Source organism: Metapseudomonas otitidis, assembly GCF_011397855.1.
In the GTDB taxonomy this organism is placed as follows: domain Bacteria; phylum Pseudomonadota; class Gammaproteobacteria; order Pseudomonadales; family Pseudomonadaceae; genus Metapseudomonas; species Metapseudomonas otitidis.
Map to the genome: position 1 here is coordinate 5,067,557 of NZ_AP022642.1, position 20,505 is coordinate 5,088,061.

The following is a 20,505-nucleotide window of genomic DNA, read 5'->3' on the forward strand; positions in this document are numbered from 1 at the left end:
CCATTCGAGATTGGAATAGCGATGGAATTTCACCAGCTGCGCAGTTTTGTCGAAGTGGTGCGCCAGGGCGGCTTCACCCAGGCGGCCAAGACCCTGCACGCCACCCAGTCCACCATCAGCAAGCAGGTGGCCCAGCTGGAGCAGCGCCTGGGGGTGCTGTTGCTGGAGCGCAACGGCCCGAATCTGCGCCTGACCGATGCCGGCACCCTGGTGCTGCGCCGTGCGGACGAGCTGCTGCGCCTGCGCCAGGACCTCTACAGCGAGCTGGACGACCTCAGCCAGCTGGCCCGGGGCGAGCTGCGCCTGGGCCTGCCGCTGCTGGGTGGCGAGGTGATGTTCGCCGAGCTGTTCGCCGCGTACCGGCAGCGCTACCCGAACATCGTGGTGCGGCTGTTCGAGGGCGGCAGCAAGCTGATGGAGGAGGCGCTGCTGCGCGGTGAGCTGGACATCGGCGGCAGCCTCACGCCCAACGATCCGGCGCTGGCCTTCCAGCCGTTCTGCAACGAGCCGCTGGACGTGCTGCTGCCCGAAGCCCATGAGCTGGCGGGGTGTGACGGCATCGCCCTGGCCCAGTTGAAGGACGCGCCCTTCCTGCTCTACCAGCAGAGCTTCACCCTCAACGACCGCCTGCTGCTGGCGTGTCGCCAGGCCGGCTTCACCCCACGGGAGGTGGGACGCAGCGGCCAGGCGGACTTCCTCGCGGCGCTGGTGGCCGCCGGCCAGGGCGTGGTGCTGCTGCCGCGCATCGTCGCCCGCACGCTGGAACGACCGGGCCTGCGCCGGGTGCCGCTGGTGGAGCCGGACCTGCGCTGGGACATCGCCTTCGTCTGGCGCCAGGGCGCCTACCTGTCACGGGCGGCGCAGGCCTGGCTGGATCTGTTGAAGGAATATTCGCCGCTGACGGCGCCAGGCGACGCAGCGGGCTAGAGGAATTGCCGGTCCAGCAGCGGCCACCGGCGCTGAGCGTCGAGGTCGTCGGCCAGCAAGCGGAAACCGTCGAACTCGAAGGCCGGGGCGACGTTGCAGCCCACCAGGGTGTAGGCCCCGAGGGCCCGCGCCGCCTGCCAGGCATGGGCACGCACGGTGCGCTGCGGCAGGCTGCCCTCGCCCACCGGCCCGAGGCGCTCGCGGCGCAGGGCCTGGGGGTCGTCGGCGATCAGCAGCTCCAGCGGGTCGCCTTCGTAGAAATGCCAGGTCTCGTCGGCGTCCACCCGGTGCCAGCGGCTGATGCCGCCGGCGGGCAGGAGGAAGAAGATCGACGAGGACATCGAGCGGCCATCCGCCAGGCTGCCCTGGGCCTCGAACACCCGGCGGTAGAAGCCACCCTCGGGGTGCGGGGCCAGTTGCAGGGCTTCGATGAGGTACGCCGCGCGCGGGTGCATCAGGCGCTGAGCGCAGCGGCGAAGCGGGCGATCCAGGGCTCGGCGTCCACTTCCGGGGTGACGGTTTCGCTGGCGTCCAGGCGCAGCATCTCCTGCACCTCGCGCAGGCCCAGCTCGGCGTGCAGCTCACGCATCATCTCGCCGCCACCGCAGAACTGGTCGTAGCTGGAGTCGCCGAGGGCCAGCACGGCGGCGGGACGGCCGCGCCAGTCGGGCAGCTGGTCGCGCAGGGCGTGGTAGAGGGGCAGCAGGTTGTCGGGCAGCTCGCCCATGCCGGTGGTGGAGGTCACACTGAGGAACGCTTCGGGGCCGAACGCCTTGAGTTCGTCGAGGGTCATCCCGGCCTTGTGCCAGGCCTCGTGGCCGGCGGCCTTGAGCAGCCGCTCGGCGTGGCGGGCGACTTCTTCGGCGGTGCCATAGACCGAGCCGGATAGGATGGCGACTTTCATGACTTCTCCTGTTAGCGCGAAATGAATCGCATTATGCCGCAACTGGCAGTCCGCCCCCGATGTTTTAGAATCCCTGCACCTCGAACCAGGAACTCGTCATGATCAACGCCAAACTGCTCCAGCTGGTGGTCGAAGCCTCCAACGACGGCATCGTCGTCGCCGAACAGGAAGGCGACGACAACATCCTCATCTATGCGAACCCGGCGTTCGAACGGCTGACCGGCTACAGCCAGGACGACATCCTCTACCGCGATTGCCGCTTCCTGCAGGCGGGCGATCGTGACCAGCTCGGCCTCGCGGCGATCCGCCAGGCGATCAAGAAGGGCGAGCCGAGCCGGCAGATCCTGCGCAACTACCGCAAGGACGGCAGCGTGTTCTGGAACGAGCTGTCCATCACCCCGGTGCACAACGAGGCGGACCAGCTGACGTACTACATCGGCATCCAGAAGGACGTGAGCCCCGAGGTCGAGGCACGCCAGCGCGTGCGCGAACTGGAGGCGGAGGTGGCAGCCCTGAAGGCCCGCATCGCGGAACTGGGGGGCTGAGGCGTCAAGGCAGGCGAGGCCGTTGCGGCGGCGCAGCGGGTTCTTCCAGGTTCTGTCAGGTGTCCAGGTGACCGTCGAGCAGGCGGCGCAAGCGCAGTTGCATGGTGCGCCCCTCGCTGCCCAGGGTGGCCACCGGGCTACGCTCCAGGGCGCTGCCGATCAGGTCGGCGGCTTCGCCGGCCAGGGCCAGTGGGCACTCCACCGAGAGCGCCAGGCGCCCGAGGCGCGCGGCCAGGTCGTCCGCCGGCGGGTGGTTGGAGAACACCACCAGCGCCTGGGGCGCGATCTTCTCGCATACCAGCGGCAGCTCCTGGAACGGCTGGTCCAGCCCCAGCACGCGGATCGCGCAGTCACCATGGCTGAGCAGCAAGGCCGCCACCAGCAACTCCAGTTCGCGGCACTCGCCCTGCAGCGGGGCGACCACCACGCAATCTTCCCCATCCCCCGGTGACAGCTGCAGGCGCTGCAGCACGCGCCCGCGCAGGAAGGCATCGAAGAAGGCCCATTCGCTGGCCACGCCGTATTCGTCCTGGCGCAGCAGCAGGTCGCGCCAGAGCGGCATCAGCACGTCCTGGAACACCACGGTGAGCGGGTAGGTGGAGAACACCTGTCCATAGAGACGCTCCAGGGACGGGCCGTCGAAGGCCGACAGCGCCCGGCGCAACTGCATCTGCCACTCGCCCCACTCCGCCATGGAGGCAGCCGGCTGCACCGGGGCGGGTGCCCGGGTGGAGGCGCTGCGGGCGAGGATCTGCCCGACCTTGCTGACCGGTACGCCACGGTCGATCCAGGCCAGGATGCTGCGCACGGCCTCGACGTCGGCATAGGAATAGAGGCGGTGGCCGCTGTCGGTACGGGTCGGCTGGATCAGCCCGTAGCGACGCTCCCAGGCGCGCAGGGTGACCGGGTTGACGCCGGTGAGGCGGGAGACTTCGCGGATCGGGAAGAGTTCTTCCTGCTGCATGGCGATGGCTGCGTTATCGGTCATGGCAAAAGGTCTGGGCTTGAAAGCGCAGAGTTTAACCCAGGCCCGGCTCCTTGCTCAGTGCCCGGATGCGGTGCGGCATGCGCCATGGGCGCGCACCGAGCCGGCTTCCACTGTCCGGTTGCCATCCGGCGGCCCCATGGCACGCGGCACTGGCGTATTCAGCCGAAACAGGAATAATCCTTGCCTCTGAAAGAAGCAGGCCCACTACCCCGGGCCGCTTCCTGCGCTGCCCCTACCCTGGGCGGCGCCTGCAACAGGAGATACACGATGTCTGCCGATCCCGTCACCCTCATGGTGGCGCGCCGGGTCACCCGCGAGCGCTACGACGATTTCATGGCCTGGCTGCGCGAAGGCGAGCAACTGGCCGCCGACTTCCCCGGCTACCTCGGCTCGGGCGTCCTGGCCCCGCCGCCCAACGACGACGAATTCCAGATGATCTTCCGCTTCGCCGACGAGCCCACCCTGGCCGCCTGGGAGCATTCCGCCTCTCGCCGTGCCTGGCTGGAACGCGGCGCCGGCCTTTTCGACCGCCCTCACGAACACCGCGCGCTGGGCCTGGACGCCTGGTTCGGCAGTGCTGACCGCCGGCCACCCCGCTGGAAGCAGAGCATCGCCATCTGGCTGGCCTTCTTCCCGGTATCGCTGGGCTTCAACCTGCTGTTCGGCCCCTGGCTCGGCGGACTCGACCTGCTGTTGCGCGTCTTTTTGAGCACGTTGGTTTTGACGCCACTGATGACCTACTGGTTCATCCCGTTATCCACCCGCCTGCTGGCTCCCTGGCTGAACGCCCCGGCTTCCCGTACCCGCCGCCCCGGCCTCACGGCTCCCTCCCGATAACGTCACAAAGGTTGTACAGAGGCAAAATCTGTACAACCCTCCAACACCCTCTCTTTTTCTATAACCCCACACAAATCAAGGCCTTGGCTGAATTTACGGTCGGAATCCGGATTTCTTCAGCGCCAAGAATTGTACAAACTCAGGCTTCTGGTATAAGTTTTCACCATTCCGCCCCAGCCTGGGGTATCGCCCTGCCACGAGGCCCCCATGAGCCCTTCGGCCGCTCCCATCCTGATCACCGGTGCCAGCCAGCGCGTGGGCTTGCATTGCGCCGAACGCCTGCTGGAAGACGGCCAGCCGGTGATCATCAGCTACCGCACCGAGCGCGAAGGCGTGCACCGGCTGCGTGAGCGCGGCGCCTGCGTGATCGCGGCGGACTTCTCGGACGAAGCCGGCATCCTCGCCTTCATCGAACAGCTCAAGGCCGCTACGCCGCACCTGCGGGCCATCGTGCACAACGCCTCCGACTGGCTCACCGAAGCGCCCGGCCACGAGGCCGAGGCCTTCCAGCGGATGTTCAGCGTGCACATGCTGGCGCCCTACCTGATCAACCTGCATGCCGAGGCGCTGCTGCGCCACGGCGGTCCGGCCGACATCGTCCACATCAGCGACGACGTGGCGCGCAAGGGCAGCGAGAAACGCATCGCCTACAGCGCCAGCAAGGCCGGGCTGGACAACCTCACCCTCTCCTTTGCCGCCCGCTATGCCCCGGCCATCAAGGTCAACGGCATCGCGCCGGCGTTGGTGATGTTCAACACCGGTGACGACGCCACCTACAGGACGAAGACCCTGGCCAAATCCGCCCTCGGCATCGAGCCCGGGCCGGAAGTCGTGTACCAGGGCCTGCGCTACCTGCTGGACAACCCCTACGTCACCGGAACGACGCTAACCCTCAATGGCGGCCGCCACCTGAAGTGAACCGGCCGTACGGACTGCCAAGATGAATGACGACCTGTCCTCCCACTACCGGGAAATCCTCATGGGCGTGGGTGAGAACCCCGAGCGCGAGGGCCTGCTGGATACGCCCAAGCGGGCTGCCAAGGCGATGCGCTACCTGTGCCGTGGCTACGAGCAGAGCCTGGAGGAAGTGGTCAACGGCGCGCTGTTCTCGTCCGACAACGACGAGATGGTGACCGTGAAGGACATCGAGCTCTACTCCCTGTGCGAGCACCACCTGCTGCCCTTCATCGGCAAGGCGCACGTGGCGTACATTCCCACCGGCAAGGTGCTCGGCCTGTCCAAGGTGGCGCGCATCGTCGACATGTTCGCCCGCCGCCTGCAGATCCAGGAGAACCTCACCCGGCAGATCGCCGAGGCCATCCAGCGCGTGACCGGCGCCGCCGGCGTCGCCGTGGTGATCGAGGCCAAGCACATGTGCATGATGATGCGCGGCGTGGAGAAGCAGAACTCGGTGATGACCACCTCGGTCATGCTCGGGGCCTTCCGTGAATCGCCGAGCACCCGCCAGGAATTCCTCAAACTCATCGGACGGAGCTGAGCATGCCGAGACTGGAGCCAGGAATGGCGCGGATCCGCGTGAAGGACCTGCGCCTGCGTACCTACATCGGGATCAAGGAGGAGGAGATCCTCAACAAGCAGGATGTGCTGATCAACCTCACCATCCTCTACCCGGCCGCCGACGCGGTGGACTTCAACGACATCGACCATGCGTTGAACTACCGCACCATCACCAAGGCCATCATCCAGCACGTCGAGGAGAACCGCTTCGCCCTGCTGGAACGCCTGACCCAGGAGATCCTCGACCTGGTGATGACCAACCCCCGGGTGAGCTACGCCGAAGTGGAAGTGGACAAGCCCCACGCCCTGCGTTTCGCCGAGTCGGTGTCGATCACCCTCGCCGGCCACCGCTGATCCCCGCTGCCCGGCCTCGCGCCGGGCATTGCCGTCCCCGGGAGCGGCTCTTATCATCGCCGCGCCCTCCTCACCGATCCCAAGGAGTCCTCCGATGAACGAGCAACAGCGCCTCGAACTCGAAGCCGCCGCCTTCCGTCGGCTGGTCCAGCACCTGCGCAGCCGCACCGATGTGCAGAACATCGACCTGATGAACCTCGCCGGCTTCTGCCGCAACTGCCTGTCCAAGTGGTACAAGGCCGCCGCCGACGACATCGGCGTCGAAGTCAGCCCCGAGCAGGCCCGCGAAGAGATCTACGGCATGCCCTATGCCGACTGGAAGGCCAAGTACCAGAAAGAAGCCAGCGCCGAGCAGCAAGCGGCCTTCGACAAAGCGAACAAAGCATGAACGACCTGAATGCATTCCGTGGCCGCCTGGCCAGTGGCGAGCACCTCTTCGCCGACACCCTGGCCTTCATCGCCGCCGGCTACGACTACCAGCCCTGTGCCTTCGTCAACGGCGGCGTGGAGAACGCCGCCGGGCAGAACGAGGGCTCCTGCAAGACCCTGGGCCTGGCCCTGCTGGAAGGCCTGAGCCGCGACGAAGCCCTGCTGGCGTTCGGCGAGCACTACCGCGCCGTGCTGGCCACCCCCGAAGGCAGTGACCACGGCAACATCCGCGCGCTGATGAAGAGCGGCCTGGACGGCGTTCGCTTCGACGGCGAGCCGCTCAAGCGCAAGGCCTGATAAGCCGCTCTGCACGCGACTCATCTGTCAGAGAAAGCTGACATACGTCACAAAAGGAACAACGTATCCTGCGCGACGTAACGGGAACACCAGGGAAGGTGTCCTACGCCTATACACCCCGTTGAGCGTTCCCCCCTTCCCGTGCAGTTTCGGAGTCGCATGGATGCAACAGACCCTCGTTTGGAAACCCTGGTCCCACCCCGGCGTGGAGCACCTGCGCCTGCACCGTGACGCCGACGGCGTCCACGTCAGCAGCCACCTCATGCAGAGCCGCGGCGGCAGCAGTTTCGCCGCCACCTACGTGCTGGACTACGACCCCGAATGGCGCTTCCGCCAGCTCTGGCTGAAGGTGGACGACCACGGCCCCCGCAGCCTGCGCCTGCAGCGTGCCGACGACGGCCGCTGGACCCTCGACGGACAGCCCTGCCCGGACCTGGAGCCCTGCGACCAGGTGATGCTGGGCGCCAGCCCCTTCACCCACAGCCCGATCCTGCTGGGCAAGCCGCTGGAGACCTGGGAAGAACACACCCACCAGGTGGCGCATATCGACCTGCCCACCCTGACGGTGCAGGCGCGCCCACAGCGCTACCGCTGCGTGAAGCGCGATGCGCAGCTGAGCCGGTACCACTGGGAACAGGAAGGCGACGCGGGCGGCGAACTGACCCTCGACGACCGGGGCCTAGCCACCCGCCTCGAAGGGCAGTTCCTGCGCCTGGACGCCCGCACCCTGCGCCTGGCCGAACTGCCCATCAACACCTGGGTCTGACGCGCCCTCAGAGCGCGTCGAGGTAGCGTTCCACGTCCAGCGCCGCCATGCAGCCGGCGCCGGCGGAGGTGATGGCCTGGCGGTACACCGAGTCGGCCACGTCACCGGCGGCGAACACCCCGGCCACGCTGGTGGCGGTGGCATTGCCGTCACGCCCGCCGTTGACCACCACGTAGCCGTCGCGCAGGGCCAGCTGGCCCTCGAACAGCGAGGTGTTCGGCGTGTGGCCGATGGCGACGAACAGGCCGTCCACCTTCAGCTCGTCCATCAGCCCGTCGCGGCCGCGCAGGCGCACACCGGTCACGCCCATGTCGTCGCCCAGCACCTCGTCCACCTCGGCATTGAGCTTGAGCACGATGCGCCCCTCGGCGATGCGCGCGCGGAGCTTGTCCTGCAGGATCTTCTCGGCGCGGAAGGTCTCCCGGCGGTGCACCAGGGTCACCTTGCTGGCGATGTTGGCCAGGTACAGCGCCTCTTCCACGGCCGTGTTGCCACCGCCCACCACCGCCACCTCGCGGTTGCGGTAGAAGAAGCCGTCGCAGGTGGCGCAGGCGGACACACCCTTGCCCATGAAGCGTTCCTCGGAGGGTAGCCCCAGGTAACGGGCGCTGGCACCGGTGGCGATGATCAGCGCGTTGCAGCTGTAGGTGCCGCTGTCCCCCACCAGGGTGAAAGGCTCGCCGGCCAGGTCCACAGCGTTGATGTGGTCAAAGACGATCTCCGTCTCAAAGCGCTCGGCGTGTTCCTGCATGCGCTGCATCAGCGCCGGCCCGGTGAGCCCGTGGGCATCGCCCGGCCAGTTGTCCACCTCGGTGGTGGTGGTCAGTTGCCCGCCTGCCTGCAGGCCAGTGATCAGCAAGGGCTTGAGGTTGGCGCGGGCGGCATAGACGGCCGCGCTGTAACCGGCGGGGCCGGAGCCGAGGATGATGACGCGGGCGTGGCGAGTGACGGACATGGCGGACACCTCAGGTAATAAAAAGAGGCCGCTGCGAGCACTTGGGGAAGGCTTAGGGAATGCAGCGGCCTCGCGAACCAGCGGGAGCCGGCAAGCCCCCGAAAATGCTGGCAAGGCTACCGACGCCGCCCCCGGCCACGGAAATGTGCATTGCTTATCCCCTCGATAGGGCGCCCCTATCGCCTGGCGGGCGTGTGACGCCAGCGCTTTTACCGCATCGGCAAAGTCGGTAAGGTCCGCCAGTCCCCCTTCATGGAGCGCCCGATGACCGCCCCTGCCCTGTCCGGCCCGCAATACCTCGGCGAAGGCCTGAAACTCATCCTGCGTCCCGGCCTGCGCCTGTTCGTGCTGCTGCCGCTGACCCTGAACCTCCTGCTGTTCATCGCCCTGATCGGCTTCGCCATCCGCGAATTCAGCGGCTGGGTCGATGCCTTCATGCCCAGCCTGCCCAACTGGGCGAGCTTCCTCGAATACCTGATCTGGCCGCTGTTCGTGGCGCTGGTGGTGCTGCTGGTGTTCTTCAGTTTCACCATGATCGCCAACATCATCGCCGCGCCCTTCAACGGCTTCCTCGCCGAGAAGGTGGAAGTGGTGGTGCGCGGCCAGGACGACTTCCCGCCCTTCAGCTGGGCCGAACTGGTGGCCATGGTGCCGCGCACCGTCGGCCGCGAACTGCGCAAGCTGGGCTACTTCCTGCCCCGCGCGGCGGGCCTGCTGATCCTCAGCTTCATCCCCGTGGTGAACCTGGTGAGCACGCCGCTGTGGTTCGTCTTCGGCATCTGGATGATGGCCGTGCAGTACATCGACTACCCGGCGGACAACCACAAGCTGGGCTGGAACGAGATGCTCGCCTGGCTGCGCGAGAAGCGCTGGCAGAGCCTGGGCTTCGGTGGCTCGGTGTACCTGGCGCTGCTGATCCCCTTCGTCAACATCGTGATGATGCCCGCCGCCGTCGCCGGCGCCACCCTGTTCTGGGTGCGCGAAGGCGGCGACAAGGCCCTGCCCCGCTGATCACCGGAGCGGGCCTAGGTCCGCGCCGCCTTCCCCGGCTGTCACCGGCCGGTCACGCAAAATTCACACGGGCTAAACGGCGGGCGTCGACACTCAAGTCATGAGCCTGCCTGCCCTTCGAATCGCCCTCGTCAGCGAAACCTACCTGCCGGAAATCAACGGCGTCGCCAACACCCTGTCGCGGCTGTGCGAGGGCCTGCGCGCACGCGGGCACCAGCTGCAGCTGGTGCGCCCCCGCCAGGCCGTGGACCAGGGCGTGAAGAGCAGCGACGAGCTGTTGCTGGTGCGCGGCTGGCCGCTGCCCGGCTACCCGGGGCTGCAATGGGGCCAGTCGAGCCTGCACAAGCTGCTGACGCGCTGGAAGCAACGCCGCCCCGACGTGCTCTACATCGCCACCGAAGGCCCCCTCGGCCTGTCCGCCCTGCGTGCGGCGCGGCGCCTGGGGGTGCCGGTGATCAGCGGCTTCCACACCAACTTCCAGCAGTACACCGGCCACTACGGCGTGGGCCTGCTGACGCGCCTGCTGACCAACTACCTGCGCTGGTTCCACAACACCTCGCAACTGACCCTGGTGCCCAGCGCCAGCCAGAGCGAGGAGCTGCGCCGTCGCGGCTTCGAGCGCCTGGCCCTGCTGGCACGCGGCGTCGACGGCCAGCTGTTCACCCCGGCCCGGCGCTGCCAGGGCCTGCGGGAAGCCTGGGGGCTGGAGCCGGACGACATCGCCGTGCTGCACGTCGGCCGCCTGGCCCCGGAGAAGAACCTGCGGCTGCTGGCGCCCACCTTCCAGGCCTTGTGCAAGGCCCATCCCCAGCGCCGCCTGAAGCTCATCGTGGTGGGCGACGGCCCGTCGCGCACCGCCTTGCAGGCCGAGCTGCCGGAGGCGTTGTTCTGCGGCATCCAGCGCGGCGAGGAACTGGCCCGGCACTACGCCAGCGCCGACCTGTTCCTCTTCCCCAGCCAATCCGAGACCTTCGGCAACGTGGTGCTGGAGGCGCTGGCCTCGGGCCTGGCGGTGGTGGCCTTCGACCAGGCCGCCGCGGCCCAGCACATCCGCCATGGGCACAACGGCGCCCTGGCGGTGCCCGACGAGCCGGCCACCTTCAGCGACGCTGCCTGCTGGTTGCTGGAAGACGACGAGACTCTGCGCCGGGTACGCCTCAACGCCCGCCAGCACGCCGGCCGCCAGGACTGGGACAGCATCGTCCAGCAGTTCGAGCAGCACCTGCGCAGCGTCGGCTCCGCCGAGGCGGCGCTGCCCGCCGACGCCCGCCTGCAGCCGCCCTCGCCCTGAGGCCTCAGCCGAACGGCCGGGCCGGTGCGGCGAAGGCCAGGCTGAGGGCACCACGCCCCAGGTTGATGGCGCCGGTGGGGCTGAGCATCGCCACCTGCAGCACCACGTCCCGCGCGAGGCAGGCGGCCTCCAGCTCGGCGAAGCCCGGCAGGTCACGCACCAGGGACAGTTCCCCGGCGTAGCTGATGCACAGCTGCGGCGCCAGCAGGTCGCCCGCCATCACCCGCGCGCAGGCGTGGGCGAACAGCTTCTCCGCCGCCCGCTCGAAACTCGGCGCCAGGGTCACGGGCTTGTCCTCGCCCTGCTGCACGCTGATCACCGGCTTCACGTCCAGCAGCGAACCGATCCCCAGGGCCGCACCGCGCATGCGGTCCAGCAGGCCGCTGCGCTCGCCCTTCTGGAAGCCGCGCTTGCGCAGGTGGCCGAGGTCATCGGCGATGAGGAAGGTGCACACCGACTCGGCCAATTGCTCCAGCCGCGCCCGCACCGCACTGGGATGGCCGCCCCCGGCGATCAGCCGCACGGCCTCGGCGGCCAACACCGCGCTGCCGGCGAACAGCGTGCGGCCGTCGATCACCCGCATGGCGAACGGCGTGGTCAGCCCGGCCGCGCTGCGCCGCTCGCGGTAACACTGCAGCAGGCCGAAGGAGGCCTGGGTGGCGTGCTCGAAGATGGCGCTGCGCTGGGCGGAAAGGGTCAGGCAGATGACGTGGTCGTACTGGGTCACCAGTTCTTCGAGGAACCAGGCCTGGGTTTCCGCAGCGCTCAGCGGCTCGCTGCCATCGCCAGGGCCGACCCGGGGCAACTGGTCGACGTAGAAACGCCCGGTAACCTCGGGAATGCGGCGGTCCACCAGGGTGTCCTGGCCGAGGCGGATACGGATGGGCAGAACGCGGATGCCCCGCTCCGCGATGAAGGTCTGAGGCAGATCGCAGGTGGCATCCACCACCAATCCGGTGCGCATGGGACGACTCCTAGGGCCGGTGGACCGGCCGCTTGTTGTGGTGCCCGGACCATGCGCCTTCGTCCGGGGCAAGTCAGCCCAACCGATTGAGGGTTTGTGGTGAGGGTGGCCTGTCGAAGGCCGTGCCCTAAGCCCACTATTTGGGGGACCAAGCTGATTATCGAGTTCTGCGGATGTTCCCTGTTTCGCCTTCCCAGGCGAGTTTCTTTTTTCAATCGTCGGAATGCCGCCCACAAAAAAGAAACCAAAAAGGCTCGCCCCGCCATCCGGGTCCCGCTGCGCGGGACTTCCCTCGCTCCGTCGCTGCTACGGGGGCCGGCGCGATGGGCCATCCATGGCCTGACGCGCCTCTCGCGGCATCCATGCCGCTCGTCCCCCTGCGCAACGACTGCGCTCGGCCTCCTGAAGGGGCAGTTTCCCTGCCTCACCCTCTTGGCAAGCACGACCACCGAGTGCGCTCATGACTTGCTGCCTCAGAGCGTTCGGCGCCGGCGAGTTGCAAAAACCGTAGCCACAAAAAAGCCCCGCACGAGACGGGGCTGGAAATGGGTGCGCCGGCCAGGCCGACGCACCGGGGGTCGTGCTCAGACCAGGCTGGTCAGGGCGTCGCGGCTGAACGGCAGGATGTCCTGCATGCGGCCTTCGCGGACCTTGGTTGCCCAGTCCGGGTCCACCAACAGGGCGCGGCCCACGGCCACCAGGTCGAACTCCTGCTTGTTCAGGCGCTCCAGCAGGCCTTCGATGTTGGCCGGCTGGGCGACCTTGTCGGTCTTGACCATGAACTGCAGGAACTCGCCATCCAGGCCGACGCTGCCGACGGTGATGGTGGGCTTGCCGGTGAGCTTGCGGGTCCAGCCGGCCAGGTTGAGGTCGGAGCCTTCGAACTCCGGCTCCCAGAAGCGACGGGTGGAGCAGTGGAAGATATCCACGCCGGCCTCGGACAGCGGCTTGAGGAAGCCTTCCAGCTCTTCCGGGGTCTGCACCAGGCGGGCGGTGTAGTCCTGCTGCTTCCACTGGGAGAAGCGGAAGATGATCGGGTAGTCGGGGCCGACGGCCTCGCGCACGGCCTTGATCACTTCGATGGCGAAGCGCGAGCGGTTGGCCAGGCTGCCGCCGTAGCCGTCGGTGCGCTGGTTGGTGCCTTCCCAGAAGAACTGGTCGATCAGGTAGCCGTGGGCGCCGTGCAGCTCGACGCCGTCCATGCCGATGGCCTTGGCGTCGCGGGCGGCCTGGGCGTAGGCGGCGACGACCTCGTCGATGTCCTGCTGGGTCATGCCGTGGACCACCACCTGGCCGTCCTTGAGCTTCTCGCTGGGGCCGTAGCCGGGAACGCTGGCGTCCGGCTCGGTGCCCAGGCGGCGGACGTTACCGACGTGCCACAGCTGCGGGACGATCTTGCCGCCTTCGGCGTGCACAGCCTCGACCACCTGCTTCCAGCCGGCCAGGGCGTCCTCGCCGTAGAAGCGCGGGACGTGGGGGTAACCATTGGCGGCCTGGTGGCCGATGGTGGTGCCTTCGGTGACGATCAGGCCGACACCGGCCGCAGCACGGCGGCGGTAGTACTCGACCACCTGCTCGGTGGGCACGCCACCCGGGGAGAAGGAGCGGGTCATGGGCGCCATCACCACGCGGGTCGGCAGCTCCAGGGCGCCGAGGCGGAAGGGGGCGAACAGGGCGTCTACGGATGCGGTCATCGGGGTCTCCTGATTCCGGCCAAGTGACCGGTCGTCTCGTTAATGGGCTTTTTAGGGGGTCACACCCGCAGCAGGCGCTGCAGGCGGGTCATGAAATCGAACAGCGGCCGGGCGCCGGCACCGACCTTGAGGCGGGTGAGCACGCCCTGCCAGGCGTTGGCGATGAAGCCGGCAAGGTTGGCGCAGTCTTCATCGGCCGGGAGCTCGCCGGCACGCTGGGCCTCTTCCAGGCAAGCCTGGAGGATGTCCGCCGAGCGCTGCAGGATGGCGTCCACCTGGGCGCCGATGGCCGGCGACAGTTCGGCCATCTCGAAGCTCAGGCTGCCGATGAAGCAGTGGTATTCCAGCTTCTCGTGGCGGGTGAAGTGGCTGACCAGTTCACCGTAGTAGTCGAGCACCCGCTGGCACGGGCTCTTCGCCGGGTCGGACAGGGCCTGGGCATAGCGCTCGAGGCGCGGCGAGTAGAGGTAGTCCAGGGCCTGGAGGGCGAAGTCTTCCTTGCTGGCGAAGTAGTGGTAGAACGAGCCCTTGGGGATGCCGGCGGCCTGGACGATCTCCTGCACGCCGGTGCCGTGGTAGCCGGCACGGGTCATCACCTGGGTGCCCTTGGCGAGGATGAGGTCACGCTTGTCGAGTCGGATGCTGTTCATGGCGGCGAGCATATGACCGGTCGTCTCGCTCGGCACAGCACTATTGATCAGGGTGATTTTGGATCAGAAAGCCCGCGCGGCTTACTCCGAGGTAATGGCCTGCGCGGGGGTAACCCGTGCACCTTGCAGGGGCGACTTCAGTCGCCAGGCAGCCCGCAGGGCTGCAACTGGCCTCAGCAGGGCCCCGCATGGTGGATGGGAAGAGGGGAAAGAAGCGTCAGCCCAGCGCTTTCTCGATGGCCGCCACCAGGGCGGGGTCTTCGGGGGTGGTGCGGGGCGAGAAGCGGGCGAGCACGCGGCCGTCCTTGCCCACCAGGAACTTCTCGAAGTTCCAGGTGATGTCGCCGGGGAACTCGGCCCCTTCACCGGCCAGCAGGCGGTAGAGCGGGTGACGGCTGGCGCCGTTGACGTCCATCTTGCTGCCGAGCGGGAAGGTCACGCCGTAGTTCAGGGTGCAGAACTCGCGGATCTCGTCCTCACTGCCCGGCTCCTGGGCGGCGAACTGGTTGCAGGGGACACCCAGTACGCTGAAGCCCCGGTCCTGGAACTGCTGGTGCAGTTTCTCCAGCCCGGCGTACTGCGGCGTCAGGCCACAGCGAGAAGCAACGTTGACCACCAGCACCACCTTCCCCTTGTAGGGAGCAAGCGGCAGTTCCTGGCCGTCGAGGGCACGCAGCTTGAGGTCGTGGAAGGCACTCATCTCACAGACTCCTGGATCGACGCGGGTTTGCACGAGAGACGAAAAAGGCGCCCGAGGGCGCCTTTCCGGTGAACTTGAGCTTAGCAGCCGATCCGCGTCGCCGCGCGCCGCAGATCGCCTGTCATCACTCAGTGGTGGTGACCACCTTCGCCGTGGATGTGACCGTGGGCGATCTCTTCGGCGTTGGCTTCACGCACGTTGACCACCTTCACTTCGAAGTTCAGGCGCTGGCCGGCCAGCGGGTGGTTGCCGTCGACGGTCACGTCGTCGCCGTCGATGTCGCGGATGGTGACGATCTGCATGCCGCCGTCCGGAGCGGAGGCGTGGAACTGCATGCCGACTTCCAGCTCGTCCACGCCTTCGAACATGGCGCGGCTCAGGGTGGCGACCAGCTCGGCGCTGTATTCGCCGTAGGCGTCTTCGGGCTCGATGGCCACTTTCACTTCGTCGCCGGCCTGCTTGCCTTCGAGGGCACGCTCCAGGCCGACGATGATGTTGCCCGCACCGTGCAGGTAGACCAGCGGCGCGCCGCCACGGGAGCTGTCGATCACCTCACCGGCGTCGTTGGTCAGGGTATAGTCGATGGAGACTGCCTTGTTGGCGGCGATCAGCATGGTGCGAGACCTTTTGGATAAGAGTGGAAAGGTGGCAAGTCTAACTGCCAAACCGGCCGATGGCGACCCGCCGATTGACGGACGGGGCTCGCGTTTGCTGGGTTTCCGCCAGGACGAGGACGGCCACTGGGTGGCCCTGCTTTCCTGCGGGCACACCCAGCATCTGCGCCATCAGCCGCCGTGGCAGTCGCGGGCCTGGGTCCTCGACCCACGGCAGCGCGAGGCGCACCTCGGCCAGCCCTTTGCCTGTGGCTGGTGCGCCAGGGAGCAGGACACCGAGGACAAGGACTAACCGACAAGGAGGCGAGATGCCCGCACGCAATATCCTGGTGATCAACTGTGGCAGTGCGTCGATCAAGTTCGCCTTGGTCAGCGAGGCCCATTCACAGTTCCCCCTGCGCGGCATCGCCGACCGCCTGGGCACGCCGGAGGCCGAGCTGCGCTGGCAGCGCGGCGGCGAGAAGGACAGCCTGATGCTGCCCAACGGCGACTACCGCGCCGCCCTCGCCCAGTTGCTGCCACTGGTGCAGGCCGTCACCGGCGGCAAGCTCCACGGCATCGGTCACCGCGTGGTGCACGGTGGCGAGCGCTTCACCTCGGCGCGGCGGCTGGATGCCGACGTGCTCGCCACCATCCGCGCCATCTCGCCCCTGGCGCCGCTGCACAACCCGGCGGCACTGCAGGGGATCGAAGCCGCCATGAGCGTCTACCCGCAACTGCCCCAGGTGGCGGTGTTCGACACCGCCTACCACCAGAGCCTGCCCGAACACGCCTACCGCTACGCCCTGCCCGAGTCGCTCTATCGCGACCACGGCGTGCGCCGCTACGGCTTCCACGGCACCAGCCACCGCTACGTCAGCCACCGCGCGGCGGAGATCGCCGGGCTGTCCATCGGCGACAGCAGCTGGCTGTCGGCGCACCTGGGCAACGGCTGCTCCACCTGCGCCATCGTCAACGGCCAGAGTCGCGACACCAGCATGGGCCTGACGCCCCTGGAGGGCACGGTGATGGGGACCCGCAGCGGCGACATCGACCCCAACCTGCACAGCCACCTGGCCCGCACCCTGGGCTGGAGCCTGGACGAAGTGACCCGTGTGCTGAACCACGAGAGCGGCCTCAAGGGCCTCTCCGGGCTTTCCAACGACATGCGCACCCTGGAGCAGGCCCGCAGCCAGGGCCACCCCGGCGCCACCCTGGCCATCGAGGTGTTCTGCTACCGCCTGGCCAAGAGCCTGGCGGCCATGAGCTGCGCCCTGCCCCAGCTGGACGGGCTGATCTTCACCGGCGGCATCGGCGAGAACTCGCCGCTGATCCGCAGCAAGACCGTGGCCCACCTGCAACTGCTGGACTTGGCCATCGACCAGGAGGCCAATGCCCGCTGCGTGCAGGGCATCGCCGGCCCCATCCACCGCTACGGACGGACCCGCATCCTCGTCGTCCCCACCAACGAGGAGCGGCAGATCGCCCTCGACACCCTCGCCCTGCTCAACTGAGGCGCCCCATGCATACCTTCTTCATCGCCCCCACCGGCTTCGGTGTCGGCCTGACCTCCATCAGCCTCGGCCTGGTCCGCGCCCTGGAACTGGCCGGCCTCAAGGTCGGCTTCTACAAACCCATCGCCCAGCCCCACCCCGGCGACCTCGGCCCGGAACGCTCCAGCGAGCTCATCGCCCGCACCCACGGCCTGACCCCGCCCAAAGCGATGGAACTGGCCCAGGTCGAACGCCTGCTCGGCGACGGCCAGCTGGACGAGCTGCTGGAAGAAATCGTCGGCCGCTACCAGCAGGTGGCCGAGGACCGCGACGTGGTTATCGTCGAAGGCATGGTGCCGACCCGCCACGCCAGCTACGCGGCGCGGGTCAACGCCCACCTGGCGCGCAGCCTGGACGCCGAGGTGATCCTGGTCTCCGCGCCGGAGGACGAGACAGTCACCGAGCTGGCCGACCGCCTGGAGATCCAGGCCCAGCTCTTCGGCGGCCCGGATGATCCCAAGGTGCTCGGCGTGATCCTCAACAAGGTGCGCGACGACACCCTCGGCCCGCAGCTGCAGGACAACACCGCCCTGCTGCGCGCCAAGCACTTCCGCCTGCTCGGCTGCATCCCCTGGGAAGAGGAGCTGAACGCCCCGCGCACCCGCGACGTGGCCGACCTGCTGGGCGCACGGGTGATCAACGCCGGCGACTACGACCAGCGCCGGGTGCAGAAGATCATCCTCTGCGCGCGCACCGTGCCCAACACGGTGCCGCTGCTCAAACCCGGCGTGCTGGTGGTGACCCCGGGCGACCGCGACGACATCATCCTCGCCGCCAGCCTCGCCGCCATGAACGGCGTGCCCCTGGCCGGCCTGCTGCTGTGCAGCGACTTCCCGCCCGACCCGCGCATCATGGAGCTGTGCCAGGGCGCGCTGCAGGGCGGCCTGCCGGTGCTCAGCGTGGCCAGCGGCACCTATGGCACCGCCACCGACCTCAACCGCATGAACCGCGAGATCCCGGTGGATGACCGCGAACGTGCGGAGAAGGTCACCGAGTTCATCGCCCGCTTCCTCGACCACGACTGGCTGCGCGAGCGCTGCGGCACCCCGCGCGTGCCGCACCTGTCGCCACCGGCGTTCCGCCACCAGCTGGTCAAGCGCGCCCAGCAGGCGGGCAAGCGCATCGTCCTGCCGGAAGGGGCCGAACCGCGCACCGTGCAGGCCGCCGCCATCTGCCAGGCGCGCGGCATCGCCCGCTGCGTGCTGCTGGCCAAGCCCGAGGACGTGCAGGCCGTGGCCCGCGCCCTGGGCATCGTGCTGCCCGAAGGGCTGGAGGTGCTCGACCCGGACCTGGTGCGCCCGCGCTACGTAGAGCCCATGGTGACCCTGCGCCAGGGCAAGGGCCTGAACGCACCAATGGCCGCCGCGCAACTGGAAGACAATGTGGTGCTGGGCACCATGATGCTGGCCCTGGACGAGGTGGACGGCCTGGTGTCCGGCGCCGTGCACACCACCGCCAACACCATCCGCCCGGCCCTGCAGCTGATCAAGACCGCCCCCGGCTACAAGCTGGTGTCCTCGGTGTTCTTCATGCTCCTGCCGGAACAGGTGGTGGTCTACGGCGACTGCGCGGTGAACCCCGACCCCAGCGCCGAGGAGCTGGCCGAGATCGCCGTGCAGAGCGCTGCCTCCGCCGCCGCCTTCGGCATCGACCCGCGGGTGGCGATGATCAGCTACTCCACCGGCGACTCCGGCACCGGTGAGGACGTCGAGAAGGTGCGCGAGGCGACCCGCCTGGCCAAGGCCGCCCGGCCCGACCTGTCGATCGACGGCCCGTTGCAGTACGACGCCGCCGCCATCGACAGCGTCGGCCGGCAGAAGGCGCCGGGCAGCGCCGTGGCCGGGCGCGCCACGGTGTTCGTGTTCCCCGACCTGAACACCGGCAACACCACCTACAAGGCCGTACAGCGCAGCGCCCAGGTGGTCAGCGTCGGCCCCATGCTGCAGGGCCTGCGCAAGCCGGTGAACGACCTGTCCCGTGGGGCACTGGTGGACGACATCGTCTACACCATCGCCCTCACCGCCATCCAGGCCGCCACCGCCAGACCCGACGCCTAAGCCGCGTGCCCCCTCCCGCCGGGAGGGGGCCAGGCAGCGGAGAAACCGCCGCGACCGAATGGTCACCCTTCGCGCTTGCAGTCCAGTGAACAACCGTTAACCTTGGCCACCAACGGGCCGCCCACCGGCACGGCGTCCACCGAACAGGGCGGCACAGACTGCCCAGACACGAGGTTCCCATGCTCAGCTTCCTTCCCGCGCCCCTGCGCGGCGTCCTCGCCTCCCTGCTGCTCGCCCTCAACACCCTGTTCTGGTGCTGGCCGCTGTTCGCCATCACCCTGCTGCGGTTGCTGCTGCCGTTCCAGGCGGTGCGCCAGGCGCTGAACCCGCTGGTGAGCTTCATCCACGAGTCCTGGGTGAGCTGCAACAAGACCTGGATGAACCTGGTCCGCCACACCCGCTGGGACGTGCAGGGCATGGAAGGGCTGGACTACCAGCACTCCTACCTGGTCACCAGCAACCACCAGAGCTGGGTGGACATCCTGGTGCTGCAGTACGTGTTCAACCGGCGCATCCGCCCGCTGAAGTTCTTCCTCAAGCAGGAGCTGATCTGGGTCCCCGTGATCGGCCTGTGCTGGTGGGCGCTGGATTTCCCCTTCATGAAGCGCTACTCCAAGGCCTACCTGGCCAAGCACCCGGAGAAGAAAGGCAAGGACCTGGAAACCACCCGCCGCACCTGCGACAAGTTCCGCCACAACCCGGTGGGCATCTTCAACTTCCTCGAAGGCACCCGCTTCACCCCGGCCAAGCACGCCCAGCAGGCCTCGCCCTTCCGCTACCTGCTCAAGCCCAAGGCCGGCGGCGTGGCCTTCGTGCTGGACGCCATGGGCGATCAACTGGAGGCGCTGCTGAACATCACCATCCACTACCCCGGCGGCAACCCGAGCTTCTGGGCGCTGATGGCCGGCCAGGTCGGTGAGGTGGTGGTGCGCATCGAGGCGCTGCCGATCCCCGCCGGCTTCCTCGGCCGCAGCTACGACCAGGACGAGGCCTACCGCAAGGACTTCCAGCTCTGGGTCAACCAGCTGTGGGAACGCAAGGACGCCGAGCTGGCGGCGTTGCACCAGAGCCACCCGCCCCGTTCCTGACCCCCAGGACGCAGAAGCCCGCCAATCGGCGGGCTTCGTCATTCAGGAGCCAGCAGCCTCAGTCGCCCAGCACCTCGTTCACCTGCAGCAGCGGCGCGATGCTGGTGTAGCGCGGGATGTCGTCGTTGATGGCCTGGCCATGCTTGCGCAGGGTCGCCTGTAGGGTGTCGATGGAGCGGATCCAGATGTGCGCGGTACACACGAACGGCGCCGCCGAACCGTCTCCGGAGGCCAGGCCCTTCTGGACCTCCACCTTGACCAGGTTGTCCCCCAGCAGCTCGCGCACCAGGGGGATGTGCTTCTCCAGGTAGTAGGTGAAATCGAAGGTGCCCCCCTCGTTGTTGGGGTAGGCGACGAACAGGCAATACATAGGATGCTCCTTGC

At 68.0% G+C, this 20,505-nt stretch carries 25 protein-coding genes; 15 read left to right on the top strand and 10 right to left on the bottom strand.

Going from position 1 to position 20,505, the window contains the following annotated elements:
- Positions 1-21: 21 nt before the first annotated feature.
- Complete coding sequence (locus tag PotMrB4_RS23435; protein WP_074970724.1) at positions 22-927, top strand: LysR family transcriptional regulator; 906 nt, start codon at positions 22-24, stop codon at positions 925-927.
- Here PotMrB4_RS23435 and PotMrB4_RS23440 read toward each other — a convergent pair.
- Positions 924-1,382, bottom strand: a complete 459-nt coding sequence (locus tag PotMrB4_RS23440; protein WP_074970722.1) for a cupin domain-containing protein — start codon at positions 1,380-1,382, stop codon at positions 924-926. The genes PotMrB4_RS23435 and PotMrB4_RS23440 overlap by 4 nt on opposite strands.
- A complete protein-coding gene (locus PotMrB4_RS23445; protein WP_044411413.1) occupies positions 1,382-1,831 on the bottom strand; it encodes a flavodoxin in 450 nt (149 codons plus the stop codon). Before PotMrB4_RS23445 ends, PotMrB4_RS23440 begins: the two co-directional genes overlap by 1 nt.
- A gap of 98 nt (positions 1,832-1,929) precedes the next feature.
- Between PotMrB4_RS23445 and PotMrB4_RS23450 the strand changes: the two genes are divergently transcribed.
- Positions 1,930-2,376 carry a PAS domain S-box protein gene (locus PotMrB4_RS23450; protein ID WP_044411416.1) on the top strand — a complete coding sequence of 149 codons (447 nt, stop codon included), beginning with the start codon at positions 1,930-1,932 and terminating at the stop codon, positions 2,374-2,376.
- Between the two features lie 55 nt (positions 2,377-2,431).
- On the opposite strand, the gene PotMrB4_RS23455 is transcribed toward PotMrB4_RS23450, so the two are convergent.
- Positions 2,432-3,364 (bottom strand): MerR family transcriptional regulator, encoded by a 933-nt coding sequence (locus PotMrB4_RS23455; RefSeq protein WP_172434617.1) that lies wholly within the window; start codon positions 3,362-3,364, stop codon positions 2,432-2,434.
- A 267-nt stretch (positions 3,365-3,631) separates the two neighbouring features.
- On the opposite strand from PotMrB4_RS23455, the gene PotMrB4_RS23460 reads away from it, so the two are divergent.
- The 7 genes from PotMrB4_RS23460 (at position 3,632) to PotMrB4_RS23490 (ending at position 7,565) form a co-directional block, all read left to right on the top strand.
- Positions 3,632-4,201, top strand: coding sequence for an antibiotic biosynthesis monooxygenase (locus PotMrB4_RS23460; RefSeq protein ID WP_044411422.1), 570 nt, complete (start codon positions 3,632-3,634; stop codon positions 4,199-4,201).
- Positions 4,202-4,408: 207 nt separating this feature from the next.
- A complete protein-coding gene (gene folM / locus PotMrB4_RS23465; RefSeq protein WP_172434618.1) occupies positions 4,409-5,119 on the top strand; it encodes a dihydromonapterin reductase in 711 nt (236 codons plus the stop codon).
- Positions 5,120-5,141: 22 nt separating this feature from the next.
- Positions 5,142-5,699 (top strand): GTP cyclohydrolase I FolE, encoded by a 558-nt coding sequence (gene folE, locus PotMrB4_RS23470; RefSeq protein WP_044411428.1) that lies wholly within the window; start codon positions 5,142-5,144, stop codon positions 5,697-5,699.
- Between the two features lie 2 nt (positions 5,700-5,701).
- Complete coding sequence (gene folX / locus PotMrB4_RS23475) at positions 5,702-6,073, top strand: dihydroneopterin triphosphate 2'-epimerase (protein ID WP_074970718.1); 372 nt, start codon at positions 5,702-5,704, stop codon at positions 6,071-6,073.
- Positions 6,074-6,167: 94 nt separating this feature from the next.
- Positions 6,168-6,461, top strand: coding sequence for a DUF1244 domain-containing protein (locus PotMrB4_RS23480; RefSeq protein ID WP_044411434.1), 294 nt, complete (start codon positions 6,168-6,170; stop codon positions 6,459-6,461).
- Positions 6,458-6,799, top strand: coding sequence for a HopJ type III effector protein (locus PotMrB4_RS23485; protein WP_044411437.1), 342 nt, complete (start codon positions 6,458-6,460; stop codon positions 6,797-6,799). Before PotMrB4_RS23480 ends, PotMrB4_RS23485 begins: the two co-directional genes overlap by 4 nt.
- 163 nt (positions 6,800-6,962) lie before the next feature.
- Positions 6,963-7,565, top strand: a complete 603-nt coding sequence (locus PotMrB4_RS23490; protein ID WP_142014648.1) for a putative glycolipid-binding domain-containing protein — start codon at positions 6,963-6,965, stop codon at positions 7,563-7,565.
- Positions 7,566-7,572: 7 nt separating this feature from the next.
- On the opposite strand, the gene trxB is transcribed toward PotMrB4_RS23490, so the two are convergent.
- On the bottom strand, positions 7,573-8,520 hold the full coding sequence (gene trxB, locus PotMrB4_RS23495; RefSeq protein WP_142014645.1) for a thioredoxin-disulfide reductase: 948 nt from the start codon (positions 8,518-8,520) through the stop codon (positions 7,573-7,575).
- A 264-nt stretch (positions 8,521-8,784) separates the two neighbouring features.
- Between trxB and cysZ the strand changes: the two genes are divergently transcribed.
- Both cysZ and PotMrB4_RS23505 read left to right on the top strand, forming a co-directional pair.
- Positions 8,785-9,531, top strand: a complete 747-nt coding sequence (cysZ, locus tag PotMrB4_RS23500; protein ID WP_172434619.1) for a sulfate transporter CysZ — start codon at positions 8,785-8,787, stop codon at positions 9,529-9,531.
- Positions 9,532-9,631: 100 nt separating this feature from the next.
- Positions 9,632-10,822 carry a glycosyltransferase family 4 protein gene (locus PotMrB4_RS23505; RefSeq protein WP_172434620.1) on the top strand — a complete coding sequence of 397 codons (1,191 nt, stop codon included), beginning with the start codon at positions 9,632-9,634 and terminating at the stop codon, positions 10,820-10,822.
- 4 nt (positions 10,823-10,826) lie between these two features.
- Here PotMrB4_RS23505 and PotMrB4_RS23510 read toward each other — a convergent pair whose 3' ends face one another.
- The 5 genes from PotMrB4_RS23510 to PotMrB4_RS23530 form a co-directional block, all read right to left on the bottom strand.
- Entirely contained in the window at positions 10,827-11,786 is a 960-nt protein-coding gene (locus tag PotMrB4_RS23510; RefSeq protein WP_044411449.1) for a DegV family protein, read from the bottom strand.
- A 584-nt stretch (positions 11,787-12,370) separates the two neighbouring features.
- Complete coding sequence (locus tag PotMrB4_RS23515; RefSeq protein ID WP_172434621.1) at positions 12,371-13,480, bottom strand: NADH:flavin oxidoreductase; 1,110 nt, start codon at positions 13,478-13,480, stop codon at positions 12,371-12,373.
- 59 nt (positions 13,481-13,539) lie between these two features.
- Positions 13,540-14,130, bottom strand: coding sequence for a TetR/AcrR family transcriptional regulator (locus PotMrB4_RS23520; RefSeq protein WP_172434622.1), 591 nt, complete (start codon positions 14,128-14,130; stop codon positions 13,540-13,542).
- A 217-nt stretch (positions 14,131-14,347) separates the two neighbouring features.
- Complete coding sequence (locus PotMrB4_RS23525; RefSeq protein WP_044411458.1) at positions 14,348-14,830, bottom strand: glutathione peroxidase; 483 nt, start codon at positions 14,828-14,830, stop codon at positions 14,348-14,350.
- 128 nt (positions 14,831-14,958) lie between these two features.
- Entirely contained in the window at positions 14,959-15,444 is a 486-nt protein-coding gene (locus tag PotMrB4_RS23530) for an FKBP-type peptidyl-prolyl cis-trans isomerase (RefSeq protein ID WP_074970702.1), read from the bottom strand.
- On the opposite strand from PotMrB4_RS23530, the gene PotMrB4_RS23535 reads away from it, so the two are divergent.
- The 4 genes from PotMrB4_RS23535 to PotMrB4_RS23550 all read left to right on the top strand — a co-directional run bounded on the left by PotMrB4_RS23535 (position 15,413) and on the right by PotMrB4_RS23550 (position 20,121).
- Positions 15,413-15,736: a DUF3565 domain-containing protein gene (locus PotMrB4_RS23535; protein WP_074970991.1), complete on the top strand. Its 324-nt coding sequence runs from the start codon at positions 15,413-15,415 to the stop codon at positions 15,734-15,736. The genes PotMrB4_RS23530 and PotMrB4_RS23535 overlap by 32 nt on opposite strands.
- Positions 15,737-15,752: 16 nt before the next feature.
- The gene (locus PotMrB4_RS23540; RefSeq protein ID WP_044411466.1) at positions 15,753-16,937 is read left to right on the top strand and encodes an acetate kinase; all 1,185 of its coding nucleotides are present in this window, start codon (positions 15,753-15,755) and stop codon (positions 16,935-16,937) included.
- 8 nt (positions 16,938-16,945) lie between these two features.
- A complete protein-coding gene (gene pta, locus PotMrB4_RS23545) occupies positions 16,946-19,033 on the top strand; it encodes a phosphate acetyltransferase (RefSeq protein WP_107330952.1) in 2,088 nt (695 codons plus the stop codon).
- 179 nt (positions 19,034-19,212) lie between these two features.
- Positions 19,213-20,121, top strand: a complete 909-nt coding sequence (locus tag PotMrB4_RS23550) for an acyltransferase (RefSeq protein ID WP_142014624.1) — start codon at positions 19,213-19,215, stop codon at positions 20,119-20,121.
- A 58-nt stretch (positions 20,122-20,179) separates the two neighbouring features.
- On the opposite strand, the gene PotMrB4_RS23555 is transcribed toward PotMrB4_RS23550, so the two are convergent.
- Complete coding sequence (locus PotMrB4_RS23555; protein WP_172434623.1) at positions 20,180-20,491, bottom strand: EthD family reductase; 312 nt, start codon at positions 20,489-20,491, stop codon at positions 20,180-20,182.
- Between the last annotated feature and the right edge of the window lie 14 nt (positions 20,492-20,505).

What these genes read in the sequence shown, in the direction of transcription:
- PotMrB4_RS23450 (WP_044411416.1), top strand. Translation starts at nt 1,930, where the DNA reads ATGATCAACGCCAAACTGCTCCAGCTGGTGGTCGAAGCCTCCAACGAC.
- folM (WP_172434618.1), top strand. Translation starts at nt 4,409, where the DNA reads ATGAGCCCTTCGGCCGCTCCCATCCTGATCACCGGTGCCAGCCAGCGC.
- PotMrB4_RS23555 (WP_172434623.1), bottom strand. Translation starts at nt 20,491, where the DNA reads ATGTATTGCCTGTTCGTCGCCTACCCCAACAACGAGGGGGGCACCTTC.
- trxB (WP_142014645.1), bottom strand. Translation starts at nt 8,520, where the DNA reads ATGTCCGTCACTCGCCACGCCCGCGTCATCATCCTCGGCTCCGGCCCC.
- PotMrB4_RS23490 (WP_142014648.1), top strand. Translation starts at nt 6,963, where the DNA reads ATGCAACAGACCCTCGTTTGGAAACCCTGGTCCCACCCCGGCGTGGAG.
- PotMrB4_RS23485 (WP_044411437.1), top strand. Translation starts at nt 6,458, where the DNA reads ATGAACGACCTGAATGCATTCCGTGGCCGCCTGGCCAGTGGCGAGCAC.
- PotMrB4_RS23515 (WP_172434621.1), bottom strand. Translation starts at nt 13,480, where the DNA reads ATGACCGCATCCGTAGACGCCCTGTTCGCCCCCTTCCGCCTCGGCGCC.
- PotMrB4_RS23550 (WP_142014624.1), top strand. Translation starts at nt 19,213, where the DNA reads ATGCTCAGCTTCCTTCCCGCGCCCCTGCGCGGCGTCCTCGCCTCCCTG.
- PotMrB4_RS23460 (WP_044411422.1), top strand. Translation starts at nt 3,632, where the DNA reads ATGTCTGCCGATCCCGTCACCCTCATGGTGGCGCGCCGGGTCACCCGC.
- PotMrB4_RS23520 (WP_172434622.1), bottom strand. Translation starts at nt 14,130, where the DNA reads ATGAACAGCATCCGACTCGACAAGCGTGACCTCATCCTCGCCAAGGGC.
- pta (WP_107330952.1), top strand. Translation starts at nt 16,946, where the DNA reads ATGCATACCTTCTTCATCGCCCCCACCGGCTTCGGTGTCGGCCTGACC.
- PotMrB4_RS23480 (WP_044411434.1), top strand. Translation starts at nt 6,168, where the DNA reads ATGAACGAGCAACAGCGCCTCGAACTCGAAGCCGCCGCCTTCCGTCGG.
- PotMrB4_RS23455 (WP_172434617.1), bottom strand. Translation starts at nt 3,364, where the DNA reads ATGACCGATAACGCAGCCATCGCCATGCAGCAGGAAGAACTCTTCCCG.
- folE (WP_044411428.1), top strand. Translation starts at nt 5,142, where the DNA reads ATGAATGACGACCTGTCCTCCCACTACCGGGAAATCCTCATGGGCGTG.
- cysZ (WP_172434619.1), top strand. Translation starts at nt 8,785, where the DNA reads ATGACCGCCCCTGCCCTGTCCGGCCCGCAATACCTCGGCGAAGGCCTG.
- PotMrB4_RS23535 (WP_074970991.1), top strand. Translation starts at nt 15,413, where the DNA reads ATGGAGACTGCCTTGTTGGCGGCGATCAGCATGGTGCGAGACCTTTTG.
- PotMrB4_RS23525 (WP_044411458.1), bottom strand. Translation starts at nt 14,830, where the DNA reads ATGAGTGCCTTCCACGACCTCAAGCTGCGTGCCCTCGACGGCCAGGAA.
- folX (WP_074970718.1), top strand. Translation starts at nt 5,702, where the DNA reads ATGCCGAGACTGGAGCCAGGAATGGCGCGGATCCGCGTGAAGGACCTG.
- PotMrB4_RS23445 (WP_044411413.1), bottom strand. Translation starts at nt 1,831, where the DNA reads ATGAAAGTCGCCATCCTATCCGGCTCGGTCTATGGCACCGCCGAAGAA.
- PotMrB4_RS23435 (WP_074970724.1), top strand. Translation starts at nt 22, where the DNA reads ATGGAATTTCACCAGCTGCGCAGTTTTGTCGAAGTGGTGCGCCAGGGC.
- PotMrB4_RS23530 (WP_074970702.1), bottom strand. Translation starts at nt 15,444, where the DNA reads ATGCTGATCGCCGCCAACAAGGCAGTCTCCATCGACTATACCCTGACC.
- PotMrB4_RS23510 (WP_044411449.1), bottom strand. Translation starts at nt 11,786, where the DNA reads ATGCGCACCGGATTGGTGGTGGATGCCACCTGCGATCTGCCTCAGACC.
- PotMrB4_RS23440 (WP_074970722.1), bottom strand. Translation starts at nt 1,382, where the DNA reads ATGCACCCGCGCGCGGCGTACCTCATCGAAGCCCTGCAACTGGCCCCG.
- PotMrB4_RS23540 (WP_044411466.1), top strand. Translation starts at nt 15,753, where the DNA reads ATGCCCGCACGCAATATCCTGGTGATCAACTGTGGCAGTGCGTCGATC.
- PotMrB4_RS23505 (WP_172434620.1), top strand. Translation starts at nt 9,632, where the DNA reads ATGAGCCTGCCTGCCCTTCGAATCGCCCTCGTCAGCGAAACCTACCTG.